General features: G+C 74.3%; 13 protein-coding genes. 7 read left to right on the top strand and 6 right to left on the bottom strand.

Annotation, left to right across the window (positions count from 1 at the left end; translation table 11 throughout):
• Positions 1-34 precede the first annotated feature (34 nt).
• Positions 35-712 carry a uracil-DNA glycosylase gene (locus tag OG702_RS31715; RefSeq protein WP_327292390.1) on the bottom strand — a complete coding sequence of 226 codons (678 nt, stop codon included), beginning with the start codon at positions 710-712 and terminating at the stop codon, positions 35-37.
• 123 nt (positions 713-835) lie between these two features.
• Between OG702_RS31715 and OG702_RS31710 the strand changes: the two genes are divergently transcribed.
• From OG702_RS31710 to OG702_RS31700, 3 genes are all read left to right on the top strand, one after another.
• Entirely contained in the window at positions 836-1,675 is an 840-nt protein-coding gene (locus OG702_RS31710) for a phospholipid scramblase-related protein (protein ID WP_327292389.1), read from the top strand.
• Positions 1,676-1,678: 3 nt separating this feature from the next.
• Positions 1,679-2,656 (top strand): N-acetylglucosamine kinase, encoded by a 978-nt coding sequence (locus tag OG702_RS31705; RefSeq protein WP_327292388.1) that lies wholly within the window; start codon positions 1,679-1,681, stop codon positions 2,654-2,656.
• A 133-nt stretch (positions 2,657-2,789) separates the two neighbouring features.
• The gene (locus tag OG702_RS31700; RefSeq protein ID WP_327292387.1) at positions 2,790-3,680 is read left to right on the top strand and encodes a sirohydrochlorin chelatase; all 891 of its coding nucleotides are present in this window, start codon (positions 2,790-2,792) and stop codon (positions 3,678-3,680) included.
• A gap of 122 nt (positions 3,681-3,802) precedes the next feature.
• Here OG702_RS31700 and OG702_RS31695 read toward each other — a convergent pair whose 3' ends face one another.
• Positions 3,803-4,843 carry a lactonase family protein gene (locus OG702_RS31695; protein ID WP_327292386.1) on the bottom strand — a complete coding sequence of 347 codons (1,041 nt, stop codon included), beginning with the start codon at positions 4,841-4,843 and terminating at the stop codon, positions 3,803-3,805.
• Between the two features lie 228 nt (positions 4,844-5,071).
• On the opposite strand from OG702_RS31695, the gene OG702_RS31690 reads away from it, so the two are divergent.
• Positions 5,072-5,644: an Lrp/AsnC family transcriptional regulator gene (locus OG702_RS31690; protein WP_327292385.1), complete on the top strand. Its 573-nt coding sequence runs from the start codon at positions 5,072-5,074 to the stop codon at positions 5,642-5,644.
• Here the strand turns inward: OG702_RS31690 and OG702_RS31685 are convergent.
• The 3 genes from OG702_RS31685 to ligD form a co-directional block, all read right to left on the bottom strand.
• Positions 5,626-6,243, bottom strand: coding sequence for a DJ-1/PfpI family protein (locus tag OG702_RS31685; RefSeq protein ID WP_327292384.1), 618 nt, complete (start codon positions 6,241-6,243; stop codon positions 5,626-5,628). The two genes, OG702_RS31690 and OG702_RS31685, sit on opposite strands and share 19 nt — an antisense overlap.
• A 90-nt stretch (positions 6,244-6,333) precedes the next feature.
• Entirely contained in the window at positions 6,334-7,323 is a 990-nt protein-coding gene (locus tag OG702_RS31680; protein WP_327292383.1) for a GlxA family transcriptional regulator, read from the bottom strand.
• Positions 7,324-7,438: 115 nt separating this feature from the next.
• Positions 7,439-8,455, bottom strand: coding sequence for a non-homologous end-joining DNA ligase (gene ligD / locus OG702_RS31675; protein ID WP_327292382.1), 1,017 nt, complete (start codon positions 8,453-8,455; stop codon positions 7,439-7,441).
• 66 nt (positions 8,456-8,521) lie between these two features.
• Here ligD and OG702_RS31670 point away from each other — a divergent pair, with 66 nt between their 5' ends.
• The gene (locus OG702_RS31670) at positions 8,522-9,592 is read left to right on the top strand and encodes an ATP-dependent DNA ligase (protein ID WP_327292381.1); all 1,071 of its coding nucleotides are present in this window, start codon (positions 8,522-8,524) and stop codon (positions 9,590-9,592) included.
• 64 nt (positions 9,593-9,656) lie between these two features.
• Here OG702_RS31670 and OG702_RS31665 read toward each other — a convergent pair whose 3' ends face one another.
• Positions 9,657-10,079, bottom strand: coding sequence for a YjbQ family protein (locus OG702_RS31665; RefSeq protein ID WP_327292380.1), 423 nt, complete (start codon positions 10,077-10,079; stop codon positions 9,657-9,659).
• A gap of 307 nt (positions 10,080-10,386) precedes the next feature.
• On the opposite strand from OG702_RS31665, the gene OG702_RS31660 reads away from it, so the two are divergent.
• Both OG702_RS31660 and OG702_RS31655 read left to right on the top strand, forming a co-directional pair.
• Complete coding sequence (locus tag OG702_RS31660; RefSeq protein ID WP_327292379.1) at positions 10,387-11,160, top strand: glycoside hydrolase family 3 N-terminal domain-containing protein; 774 nt, start codon at positions 10,387-10,389, stop codon at positions 11,158-11,160.
• Between the two features lie 58 nt (positions 11,161-11,218).
• On the top strand, positions 11,219-12,343 hold the full coding sequence (locus tag OG702_RS31655; protein WP_327292378.1) for an NAD(P)-binding domain-containing protein: 1,125 nt from the start codon (positions 11,219-11,221) through the stop codon (positions 12,341-12,343).
• The last annotated feature ends 29 nt before the right edge of the window (positions 12,344-12,372 follow it).

Here is a 12,372-nt window from a genome sequence, read left to right as displayed (position 1 = left end):
CCCCCGTGACGGCGGCCCGACGACAGGCCTCGGGCTACGGCAGGCGCCAGTCCACCGGCTGGGCGCCCTGCCGGATCAGCAGGTCGTTGGCACGGCTGAACGGGCGGGAGCCGAAGAAGCCGCGGTCGGCCGACATCGGCGAGGGGTGGGCCGACTCGATCGCCGGGAAGGGGTCGAGGAACGGCCGCAGGTTGCGGGCGTCGCGCCCCCAGAGCACCGACACCAGCGGCTTGCCCCGGGCGGCCAGCGCGCGGATCGCCTGCTCGGTGACCTCTTCCCAGCCCTTGCCCCGGTGCGCGGCGGGCTTGCGAGGCGCGGTGGTCAGCGCCCGGTTCAGCAGCAGCACCCCCTGCCGGGTCCACGGGGTCAGGTCGCCGTTGGAGGGCCGCGGCAGGTCCAGGTCGGTGCCCAGCTCGCGGAAGATGTTCTCCAGGCTGCCGGGCAACTGGCGCACCTCGGGCGCCACCGAGAAGCTGAGCCCGACGGCCATGCCCGGCGTCGGATACGGGTCCTGGCCGACGATCAGCACCCGTACCTCGTCGAAGGGCTGCTGGAACGCGCGCAGCACGTTCGCCCCCGACGGGAGATAGGTACGGCCGGCGGCGATCTCCCCGCGCAGGAAGTCGCCCATCGCCGCGATCCGCCCGGCCACCGGGCCCAGTGCCGCCGCCCACCCGGGCTCGACAAGTTCGCTCAACTCTCGTGCTGCCACGGCCGACCACTCTACTGGCCCACCGCCCAGGCCCAACGACCGCGCGCGGACGTCCGCACTGCCCGCGTACAGGCGGCGGTAAGGAGACCTTCCGCGACCGGCGCTTGCCGGTACCCTGCCCGGGTGACAACGCATTCGAATACCCCGGCGGGCTGGTACGCGGACCCGCAAGGCACCCCGAACCTGCTCCGCTACTGGGACGGCACCCAGTGGACCGAGCACACCAACCCCGGTCAGGTGCCCCAGCAGCAGCAGGGCGGGGGCAGCGCCTGGGAGCTGAACGTCAGCCGCACCCCGGACCCGGCCAAGGTGCAGCAGCAGGTGCAGCGCGTCGAGGGCGGGGCGCCCACCGGCTTCGGCGGCGGCACGCTGTTCACCGAGCCGGTCCTGGTGGTGAACCAGAAGGCCAAGCTGATCGAGCTGGTCAACGAGTACACCGTCTTCGACCAGCAGGGCCGCACGCTGGGCTCGGTCGTCGAGGTCGGGCAGAGCACCGCGAAGAAGGTGCTGCGGTTCGTCTCCAGCGTCGACCAGTTCCTGACCCACAAGCTGGAGGTCAGGGACGCCCAGGGGCAGCCGCACCTGGTGCTGACCCGGCCGGCGAAGTTCATCAAGTCCAAGGTGCTCGTGCACCGGGCCAACGGTGAGCCGCTGGGCGAGATCGTGCAGCAGAACGCCTTCGGCAAGATCAAGTTCGGCCTGATGTACAACGGCCAGCAGATCGGTGCCATCAAGGCGGAGAACTGGCGCGCCTGGAACTTCGCCATCGTCGACCACACCGACACCGAGATCGCCCGGATCACCAAGACCTGGGAGGGCCTGGCCAAGACGATGTTCACCACCGCGGACAACTACGTGCTGCAGATCCACCGGCAGCTCACCGATCCGCTGCTGAGCATGGTCGTCGCCTCCGCCCTGACCGTGGACACCGCCCTCAAGCAGGACTCCCGCGGGCTCGGCTGAGCCGTGCCGGGCAGAACGCACTGGGTGCTCGGCGTCGACTCCGGCGGCTCGGGGGTGCGGGTGGCGATCACCCGCGCCGACGGGTCGGGGGGTCCCGGCGCGGTCGCCGACGACCGCCCGGTGCCGACCGGCGAGCACGGCATCGACGCGGCCGGCCTGCTCGACCGGGTGCTGCCGCGCGCGGCGGGGCTGCTGAGCGAGGTGTCGGCCGGCTCGCTGGCGACGGCCTGCGTCGGCGCGGCCGGCATGGCCACCCTCGGCGACGACCTGCGCGCGGCGCTGCCCGCCGCGCTGGAGGACGCCTTCGGCGTACGGGCGCTGGCGCTGGCCGGTGACGCGGTCACCGCCTACGCGGGCGCGCTCGGGCTGCGCCCCGGTGTGGTGGTCGCCGCGGGCACCGGCCTGATCGCGCTGGGCACCACAGGGGACAGCTGGCACCGCGCCGACGGCTGGGGCCATCTGCTGGGCGACGCGGGCGGCGGTGCCTGGATCGGCCGGGCCGGGCTGGACGCGGCGATGCGCGCCCACGACGGCCGGGCGGGCGGCTCCGCCGCCCTGCTGGCCTGCGTGCAGGACCGGTTCGGGCCTGCGGGTTCGCTGCCCGGTCTGCTCTACCCGCGCACCGACCGGCCCGCCGTCCTGGCGTCCTTCGCCCCCGACGTCGCGCGCTGCGCCGCGCAGGACCCGGTGGCCTCACGGATCCTGCGGCAGGCGGCCCAGCACATCCTGGAGTCGGCCGCCGCCGTCCGGCCGCAGCAGCCGGGCGAGATCGATGTGGGCCTGACCGGGGGCCTGTTCAAGATGGGCGAGCCGCTGCTCGGCCCGCTGCGCGACCAGGCGGAGTGGCTGCTGCCCGACGCGACGCTGGTGCCCGCGGCCGGCGACCCGCTGGACGGTGCCCTGCTCATCGCGAGGGCCGTGCACCGCGACGCCCTGACGCTGCCCTGCGACGGTGCGATGCTGCAGGTCGTCAGGCGATAGTCGCTGCTCAGACGCGTACGATGACGGTGGAGTGACCGAACGTCACCGGGGAAACGGACAGTTCTGGACAGGACTGGCCTGTCTCGCACCCGGCTGAGCACGAGAGCGCCGCAAGGCGTTAGCATGCGTCGCCATGAGCACTACCACAGGCGGCCCCGCCTCCGGCCTTCCCGTTCGCATGCCGCGCCCGCGCCAGACCGGACGCCATCGCCGACCGGAGGCGCTGGCCGCGCCCGAGGGCGCGCCGGTGCTGGTCCTCGCCGTGCCCGGTACTCCCTCCACCGCGGTGCTGAGCCTGGCGGAGGAGGTCGTCAGCATCGCGCGCTCCGAGCTGTCGGGCCTGGACCCGCGGATCGGTTTCGTGGACGCCGAGGGCGACCAGGACAGCGAATTCCCGTCGCTGCGCAGCGTGCTCGACCAGGTCGCGGGCGAGCGGGCCGGCGAGGACACCGCGGCGGTCGTGGTACCGCTGCTCGCGGGCCCCGAGGCGTCGGTGCTGCGCCGGATCCGGCAGGCCGTCGCCGACAGCAAGGCGCAGGTCGAGCTGACCGAGGTGCTCGGCCCGCACCCGCTGCTCGCGGAGGCGCTGCACGTCCGCCTGTCCGAGGCGGGCCTGGCCCGCGCGGACCGGGCGAGGCTGTTCACGGTCGCGACCGCGGCGGACGGCATCATCCTGGCCACCGTCGGCGGCGAGGAGGCCGCGCAGGCCGCCGGGGTGACCGGGCTGCTGCTGGCGGCAAGGCTCGCGGTGCCGGTGCTGGCGGCGGCGCTGGATGAGGACGGCGCCATCGGCCGGGCGGCGGAGCAGCTGCGCTCCTCCGGCTCCGGCACCCTGGCGCTCGCGCCCTGCCTGATCGGCCCGGAGATCGCCCCCCAACTGCTGCACACCGCCGCGGCCGAGGCGGGCTGCTCGGGCGCCGACGCGCTGGGCCCCTACCCGGCGGTCGGCAAGCTGGTGGTCACGCAGTACGCGGCGGCGCTCGGACTTTCGATGCAGCAGCCGCAGGGCGCGCCGATCCACTGAAGCGCGGCCCGCGGGCGCGGGACAGCAACACGGCGGCGGCCGGCCCCCCAGGGGGGCCGGCCGCCGCCGTCGGGTCAAGGGGCCGGGGTCTCCCCGGCTGTCAGACGACGGTCAGACGGCCGTCAGACGAAGAGGACGCAGGACGCGGCCGGCACGTCGAGCGAGCCGGCCTGCTTGGGGATGCCGGTGGCCGGGTCGACGTCGAACCAGGTGACGTCGCCGGAGCGCTCGTTGGCCGCGTAGAGCCGGGTGCCGGAGGGGTCGAGGGTCAGGTGCCGCGGCCAGTCGCCGCCGCAGCCGACGGTGTCAAGCAGTTCCAGTCGCTCGCCGGTCTCGTCCAGGCCGAGCACCGCGATGCTGTTGTGGCCCCGGTTGGCCGCCCACGCGAACCGGCCGGCGTGCGAGATCACCAGCTCGGAGGGGTAGTTCTCGCCGTCCACGCTGTCAGGCAGCACCCGCGTCTCGGCCAGCGGGCGCAGGCTGCCGCGCTCCGGGTCCCAACTGCAGACCGTGACCACGGAGTCCAGCTCGTTCATCACGTAGGCGTGGCTGCCCGCCGGGTGGAAGGTCAGGTGGCGCGGACCGATGCCGGAGCGCAGGCCCAGTTCCCGTTCGATCTCCAGCTCGCCTGTCGCCGGGTCGAGTTCGCAGACCCGGACCGAGTCGGTGCCCAGGTCCACGCTCACCGCCCAGCGGCCGGTCGGGTCGGTCAGCACCGCGTGCGCGTGCGGGCCCCGCTGGCGCTCCTGGTTCGGGCCGTCGCCCTCGTGCTCCAGCAGCGAGCGGATGCCGCCGAGGCTGCCGTCCGCCTCGATGGCCAGCACGGTGACGCTGCCGGGCTCCGCGTAGTTGGCGGTCAGCAGGTGGCCCTGGTGGACGGTGAGGTGGGTGGGCGACCCGCCGTGCACGGGCACCGGGGGCCCGAGTAGCTTGGGGGCCGCCGGGTCGGCGAGCGAGAAGGCGGCCGCGGCGCCCTCGGGCTCCGTCTCGCTGACCGTGTAGAGCGTCCTGCCGTCGGCGGACACGGTCAGGAAGGACGGGTTGGGCACGTCGGCGGTGTCCCCGAGCGCGCTCAGCGCCCCTGTGTCCGGGTCGACGGCGGCCGCGGTGAGCCCGCGCCCACCCGCCGAAGTGAACGACCCGATGTAAACGTGCCCGGCCACTGCCGTACCTCTTCCGCCTGATGTCTGTACGGCGGCCGAGAGTAGTACCTGGCGTCCGGCGCGTCGCCTCCGGGGCCGCCAGTGGCCCGCCGATGCGGCCGTCCTCCGGGGCCGTTGGGTGCCGCGTACGGGTCCTTGCTGCGGTGATGGCTCAAAGTAGCCGCTCCCGCCCCGGCCATCAGTACGGTGATCATGAGATCCCGACGACGGTGAGGAGACCGCGGGCCCATGCCCTTCGACGCCCTGGACGCCCGCATACTGCGGCTGCTGCTGGACCGGCCGCGTACCAGCGTCCGCGAGTACGCCCGCATCCTGGGCGTGGCCCGTGGCACGTTGCAGGCCCGGCTCGAACGGCTCGAACGCGACGGGGTGATCGTGATGGCCGGCCCCCGGGTGTCGCCCGCGGCTCTCGGCCACCCGGTGCTGGCCTTCGTACGGATCGAGGTCGCCCGCGGCCACCTGGACGACGTGGCCGACGCGCTCGCCGCGGTGCCCGAGATCGTCGAGGCGTTCTCCATCACCGGCAGTGGCGGCGACCTGCTGACCCGGGTCGTCGCCCGGGACAACGCGCATCTGGAGGGCGTCATCCAGCGGCTCGGCCGGCTGCCGGGCGTGGTCCGCATCCGCACCGAGATAGCGCTGAGCGAGCGCGTGCCGCACCGGGTGCTGCCGCTGGTCGAGTCACTGGATCCGGGTGCGGACCCGGAGCCTGAGCCGGATTCCGGTGCCGGGCAGGGGCCAGGTGCCGAGCAGGATTCCCACCCCGATCCGGCGGACGGTGCTCAGCGCGACGTCAGGTAGTCCTTCGCTGCCTGCGGCGCCTTGGCGTACGACCCGGCGTCGAAGGGCGGCTGCGGGTCGTACTCGATGGCGAGCTGGAGGGCCTGGGCGACGATCGGGCCGGCGATCAGTTCGGCCAGCCGCAGCGCCATGTCGATCCCGGAGGACACCCCGGCGGCAGTGACGATCCTGCCCTGCTCCACCACGCGCTGCTCGGTGTACGTGGCGCCGTAGTCCTCCAGGAGGCCGGTGGCGCTCCAGTGGGTGGTCGCTCTCAGCCCCGAGAGCAGCCCTGCCGCGCCCAGCAGCAGCGAGCCCGTGCACACCGAGGTGGTCCAGGTGGCGGTGGCGTCGATGCGCCTGATCCAGTCGAGCAGCGCCTCGTCGCCGACGCCCGCGCGGGCCCCGGGGCCGCCCGGGACGACCAGGACGTCGGCCGCGGTGACGTCGGCGAAGGCCGCGGTGGCGGTCAGAGTGAGCAGCCCGGGCCCGTCGGTGACCGGTCCCGGCGCCGCGGCGGCGAAGACGACGTCGGCGTCCGGCAGCATCCGCAGGACCTCGTAGGGGCCGACGGCGTCGAGGGCGGTCAGCCCGTCGAAGATCGGGAAGACGATGCGCATGGCGGTGGCCTTTCTGGCCTGCCGGCCGGGAGGCTCCCGGCCGGGGGAAGGGGTGGACGGGCCCGGGCGGGCCGACGGTTCGGCTCGGGTTCAGCGCGCGGCGGCGGAGTGCGGGGCGAAACGCCTGCGGTACTCCCCCGGGGTGATCTGCACGGAGCGCTTGAAGCTGCGGTGCAGGGTCTCGGCGGTGCGGTAGCCGCAGGCCCGGGCCACCGCGTCCACCGTGGTGCCGGTGGACTCCAGCAGCCGGCGGGCCGCCTCCACCCGGGCGCTCTCGACGTAGGAGGCCGGAGTGCGGCCGGTCTCGGCACGGAAGACCCGGGTGAAGTGCCGCTCGCTCATGCCGGCTCTGGTCGCGAGCGCAGGCACCCCGAGGTCGTCGGCCAGATGGTCGGCGACCCAGTCGAGCACGTCGCGCAGCGCCTGCCGCTCGGGGCGCTGGGCGGCCAACTGGGCGCTGAACTGCGCCTGGCCGCCTGGGCGCTGGACGAACATCACCAGCTGCCTGGCGATCGCCCTCGACACCTCGGGGCCGTCGTCCGCCTCGACCATGGCGAGGGCCAGGTCGATCCCCGCGGTGACGCCCGCCGACGTCCACAGGTCACCGTCGCGGACGAAGATCGGGTCGGGGTCGACGGTGACCCCGGGATGGCGGGCGGCCAGCAGCTCGCACGACGACCAGTGGGTGACCACCCGCCGCCCGTCGAGCAACCCGGCCGCCCCGAGCAGGAAGGCGCCGCTGCACACCGAGGCGGTGCGGCGTGCCCTGCGGGAGGTGCGGGCGAACCACTCCACGAACGCGGCGTCCTGGCACGCGCGGTGGACGCCACCGCCGCCGACGGCGACCAGGGTGTCCACCGGGCCGGTGACCTCCTCGGCCGTCAGGGTCGGGGAGACCGCGAGGCCGCCGCTGCTCAGCACGGGACCGGGCGCCGCGGCCACCGTGTCCACGACGACCGCCGGCCCCTCCGCCGCCCGTGCCGTCAGCCGGCCGGCCTGCACGAAGACCTCGTTCGGGCCGGCCAGGTCGAGCAGCTGGAAGCCGGGGAAGACGGCGAAGACGATGCGTCGGCGGGTCACGGCTTCATCGTCGGGGCCGGAGCGCGATGGCGGCAAGGACACCCTTGTGACGATTCCCGCCATGGCGGCGCGCCCCGGCGAGTCGCCTGCGGCGGGCGTACGGCCCCCGCGGCGCTCAGTCCTCCTCGGCCTTTCTGGCCCGGCTGGGCTGGACCCGCTTCGGCTCGCCCTCCATCTTCGGGTGCTCCGGTGGATAGGGCAGGTCGCCGAGTCCGTGCTCGCGCTCGTCGCGCGCGGCGAGGTCCAGCGCCGCGTCGAGCCGGAAGGCCTGGTCGTCCATGCCGGCGTGCAGGTCGCCCACTTCCGCGTATCTGCCGGGCATCGTGACCAGGTCGAAGTCGGCGGGTGCCACCTCGGTCAGCTCCTCCCAGCGCAACGGGGCGGACACCGGCGCGTGCGGGAAGGGGCGTACGGAGTAGGCGCTGGCGATCGTCCGGTCCCGAGCTGTCTGATTGTAGTCGACAAAGATCTTTCTGCCCCTTTCCTCCTTCCACCAGGCCGTGGTGATCCGCTCAGGCGCCCGCCGCTCCAGCTCGCGCGCCACCGCGATGGCCGAGCGCCGCACCTGGGTGAAGGTCCACTCGGGCGCGATCGGCACGAACACGTGCAGACCCCGGCCGCCGGAGGTCTTCGGCCAGCCGGTCAGGCCCAGGCCGTCGAGGACCTCCCGCAACTCCTGCGCGGCGCCGACCGCGTCGGCGAAGTCCGTCCCGGGCTGCGGGTCGAGGTCGATCCGCAGCTCGTCCGGGTGCTCGGTGTCGCCGCGGCGGACCGGCCAGGGGTGAAAGGTGAAGGTGCCGAGGTTGGCCGCCCACAGCACGGCGGCGACCTCGGTCGGGCAGATCTCGTCGGCATAGCGGCCGCTGGGGAAGGAGATGCGGCCGGTCGGGATCCAGCCGGGCAGATTCTTCGGCGCGCGTTTCTGGAAGAACGACTCGCCTTCCACGCCGCTGATGTAGCGCTCCAGCGTCGTGGGGCGGTCCCGCAGCGCCCGCAGGACGCCGTCGCCGACGCTGAGGTAGTAGCGCACCAGGTCGGCCTTGGTCAGACCGCGCTGCGGGAAGTAGACCTTGTCCGGATGCGACACCCGGACGGTCCTGTCGCCGACGGTCAGCTCCAGCGTCTCTGCCATGCCCCCACGCTAGGCCGCGCCGTCCGCCGGCGCGCCCTGTGCGGCGCAGGCGGGCACAATCGGAGCATGGACCTGCCGGTGATGCCCCCTGTGCAGCCGATGCTGGCCAAGGCCGCGAAGGCCATTCCGGCCGGTATGCAGTACGAGGCCAAGTGGGACGGCTTCCGTGCGATCGTCTTCCGCGACGGCGACGAGATCGAGCTGGGCAGCCGCTCCACCAAGCCGCTCACCCGCTACTTCCCCGAGGTGGTGGAGGCGCTGCGGAGCCGGATCCCGCGGCGGTGCGTGCTCGACGGCGAGATCGTCATCGCGCGCGACGGGCGGCTGGACTTCGACGCGCTGCTCGAGCGGATCCACCCCGCCGACTCGCGGGTACGCCATCTGGCGGAGGTGACACCCGCGAGCTTCGTCGCCTTCGACCTGCTCGCCCTCGGAGACAGGTCGCTGATGGCGGACCCGCAGCGGGACCGCAGGACGGCGCTGACAGCGGCGCTGCGGGACGCGGCGGCGCCGGTCTTCACCGCGCCCGCCACCGACGACATCGCGCTCGCTGAGGACTGGTTCGACCGCTTCGAGGGCGCAGGCCTGGACGGGGTCGTCGCCAAGCCCCCGCAACTGGAGTACCGGCCCGGTGAACGCGTCCTGGTGAAGGTCAAGCACGAGCGCACCGCCGACTGCGTCGTCGCCGGCCTGCGCCCGCACAAGAGCGGTCCGGTCGTCGGCTCGCTGCTGCTCGGCCTCTACGACGGCGGCGGCCGCCTCCAGCACGTCGGCGTCTGCGCGTCCTTCCCGATGCGGCGCCGGGCCGAGCTCATGGAGGAACTGGCCCCGCTGCGGATGGACTCGGTGGCCGGCCACCCGTGGCAGGACTGGGCGAGCGAGGAGGCGCAGGCGTCCGGCCGGCTGCCGGGTGGCCCCAGCCGGTGGACCGGCAAGAAGGATCTGTCCTGGGTGCCGCTGCGCCCCGAGCGGGTCGTCGAGGTCGCCTACGACCACATGCAGGGCGACCGCTTCCGCCACACCGCGCAGTTCCGGCGCTGGCGCCCGGACCGCGAACCCGAGCAATGCACGTACGCGCAACTGCAGGAGCCGGTCGGATACGACCTGGCGGACTTCCTGTCCGGGGGGCTGCGGTAGGCCCTGCCGGGCAGGCGGGGTGCGTCGGACGGGCCCTGGAGCAGGGCCGCTGCAGAGGCGGACCTCAGGCCAGGAAGCTCAGCCGCACCTGTCGGCGCGGGTTGTCCCGGTTGGTGTCCACCAGCACCACGGACTGCCAGGTGCCCAGCTCCAGCCGGCCGCCGACCACCGGCAGCGTGGCGTGCGGCGGCACCAGCGCAGGGAGCACGTGGTCGCGGCCGTGCCCCGGGCTGCCGTGCCGGTGCCGCCACCGGTCGTCGGCGGGCAGCAGGTCACGCAGGGCGGCGAGCAGGTCGTCGTCGCTGCCCGCGCCCATCTCGATGACGGCGACGCCTGCGGTGGCGTGCGGCACGAAGACGTTGAGCAGGCCGTCGCTGCCGCCGGCCTCCTCCCGGAGGAAGTCCGCGCAGTCGGCGGTGAGGTCGTACACGGACTCCACCGAGCCGGTGGAGACGTCGATGACGCGCGAGCGGTAGTGGTCGGCCATGCGGTCATTCTCCTCCCGGGCGCGCGAGGAAGTGCCACTTGCTGTGGCGTGGCGTCCTCACCGGCGCGGTGGCTTGTCGCGCAGTTCCCCGCGCCCCTGCGGGGCTGCCAGTGGCGGTGGGCTTTCCCTCCAGGCCGGTGGGGGTGGGGTTGTTCGTGGCTTCCTGGGGGGTCATTGCCGTGGGGTGCAATTGGTCTGTACCATTCAGCGGGCCTGGACGCCGTCCCGTGCATGCCCGCTTGCCCGGAGGGGAGTGAACGTGTTGCGCCGGCTCACCGCATTGGTCGACTCCTGTTTGCTGCCCACCGTGCGCGGGCGGCATGGGCGGCTGCCCGAGTGGATACTGCGCGGCCTGGAGAACGGCACCCCGGGCGCGGCCGTGGACGCACAGGGTCCGGCCGCGCGGGTGACGGCGGAGGCGCTGCGCGCGGCACTGCCCGACGCGCTCGCCGGGCATCCGGGCGGGGACGCACACGGCAGCGGTGACGGCAACGCGGCCGCGGCCGACCTCGTCGCAGCGGGCGCGAACCTCCATCTGGCCGTCCGCCCAGAACTGCGCGCCGACCAGACCCGCGTCTTCGTCACCGACCTGCAGACGCACGGCGTGGCCGCGGCCCTCGGCCCCTTCACCGCCGGAGGCAGTCTGCGGCCGTTCGCCGAGGGCGCGGCCGCCGGCGTGCGGGCGATCACCGCCGGGCACGCCCCGGTGCCCGGCGACGAGCAGCTGCCCGCGATGCTCAGCATCCGGGCGGTGACCGGCGTGCTGCGCGGCGAGTTGGGTTACGGCGGCGTCGTCCTGAGCGACACGCTCGACGCGCCCTCGATCGTCGACGGCTGGGGCGTGCCCGGCGCCGCGGTGCTGGCCTGGATCGCCGGTGTCGATCTCGTACGGCTCGGCCCGTCGAGCGGGGCGGGCGTGCGCGACGCCATCCACGCCGCGGCGGCCCGGGCGGTGGCCGACGGCGACCTGCCCCAGTGGCGGCTGGAGGAGGCCGCGGAGCGGGTCGCGCGGCTGCGCCGCTGGGCGTCCGAGCCGCGGATGCCGGCCGCGGAGCCGGCACCCGCGGCAGGCTGCGGCTGACGGCCGGGCGGGCGGCCGGGCGGGGAAGGATTCCGCCGGTCACACCGTTGGCACAGCCATGAACGATGCGGTGCGTGAGGTCGAGGTGGCCGTCGTCGGCGCGGGCCAGGCGGGCCTGTCCGCGGGGTATTTCCTGCGCCGCGCGGGCCTCGCCCCGGACACCGGCTTCGTGATGCTCGACCACTCCCCCGGCGCGGGCGGCGCCTGGCAGTTCCGCTGGCCGTCGCTGACCTACGGCAAGGCGCACAGGGTGCACGACCTTCCCGGGATGCCGCTGGGCGACGGCGACCCGGAGCGGCCCTCGGCCGAGGTGGTGGGCGACTACTTCGCGCGCTACGAGCAGCGGTTCGACCTGCGGGTGCACCGCCCGGTGGACGTGGCCGCGGTACGCGAAGGGGACGGCGGGCGGCTGCGGATCGAGACCGGCGCGGGGACCTGGTCGGCGCGGGCGCTGATCAACGCCACCGGGACATGGGACCGCCCCTTCCTGCCGTACTACCCGGGCCAGGAGACCTTCCTCGGCCGCCAGTTGCACACGGCGGGCTACCGGGGCGCGGCGGACTTCGCCGGCTCGCACGTGGTCGTGGTCGGCGGCGGCACCTCGGCGGTGCAGCTGCTGATGGAGCTGGCCGAGGTGGCGCGGACCACCTGGGTGACCCGGCGGCCGCCGGTCTTCCACAGCGGGCCCTTCACCGAGGAATGGGGGCGCGGGGCGGTCGCCCTGGTCGAGCAGCGGGTTCGTGAGGGGCTGCCGCCGCAGAGCGTGGTGAGCGTGACCGGGCTGGCGGCCACCGACGCCGTCCAGCAGGCGATGGAGCGCGGCATTCTGCGGCGGCAGGAGATGTTCGACCGGATCACACCGCACGGCGTCGCCTGGGACGACGGCCGCACCCTGGACGCCGACGCGATCTTGTGGGCGACCGGATTCCGTGCCGCCCTCGACCACCTCGCCCCGCTGCGGCTGCGCGAGCCCGGCGGCGGCATCGCGGTGGAGGGCACCCGGGTGGTCAAGGACCCGCGGATCCATCTGGTCGGCTACGGACCCTCCGCGAGCACCATCGGCGCCAACCGCGCCGGCCGCAGCGCCGTGCGCGAGATCCGCGCGCTGCTGGCCGAGGCCCCCGCGGATCCGGCCCGCCCTGCCGGACCCGGGCGCGACCGGTCGCTCGAAAGCGCGCGCTGAACGGGCCCACCCGAGGAACAGACATCGGA

It is taken from the genome of Streptomyces sp. NBC_01198 (genome assembly GCF_036010485.1).
Classification (GTDB): Bacteria; Actinomycetota; Actinomycetes; order Streptomycetales; family Streptomycetaceae; genus Actinacidiphila.
This window is presented reverse-complemented; position numbering and strand designations above follow the sequence as displayed.

Coding starts and splice junctions, on each gene's coding strand:
- ligD (WP_327292382.1), bottom strand. CDS start 8,455: ATGGCAGAGACGCTGGAGCTGACCGTCGGCGACAGGACCGTCCGGGTG.
- OG702_RS31655 (WP_327292378.1), top strand. CDS start 11,219: ATGAACGATGCGGTGCGTGAGGTCGAGGTGGCCGTCGTCGGCGCGGGC.
- OG702_RS31665 (WP_327292380.1), bottom strand. CDS start 10,079: ATGGCCGACCACTACCGCTCGCGCGTCATCGACGTCTCCACCGGCTCG.
- OG702_RS31670 (WP_327292381.1), top strand. CDS start 8,522: ATGGACCTGCCGGTGATGCCCCCTGTGCAGCCGATGCTGGCCAAGGCC.
- OG702_RS31685 (WP_327292384.1), bottom strand. CDS start 6,243: ATGCGCATCGTCTTCCCGATCTTCGACGGGCTGACCGCCCTCGACGCC.
- OG702_RS31690 (WP_327292385.1), top strand. CDS start 5,072: ATGCCCTTCGACGCCCTGGACGCCCGCATACTGCGGCTGCTGCTGGAC.
- OG702_RS31700 (WP_327292387.1), top strand. CDS start 2,790: ATGAGCACTACCACAGGCGGCCCCGCCTCCGGCCTTCCCGTTCGCATG.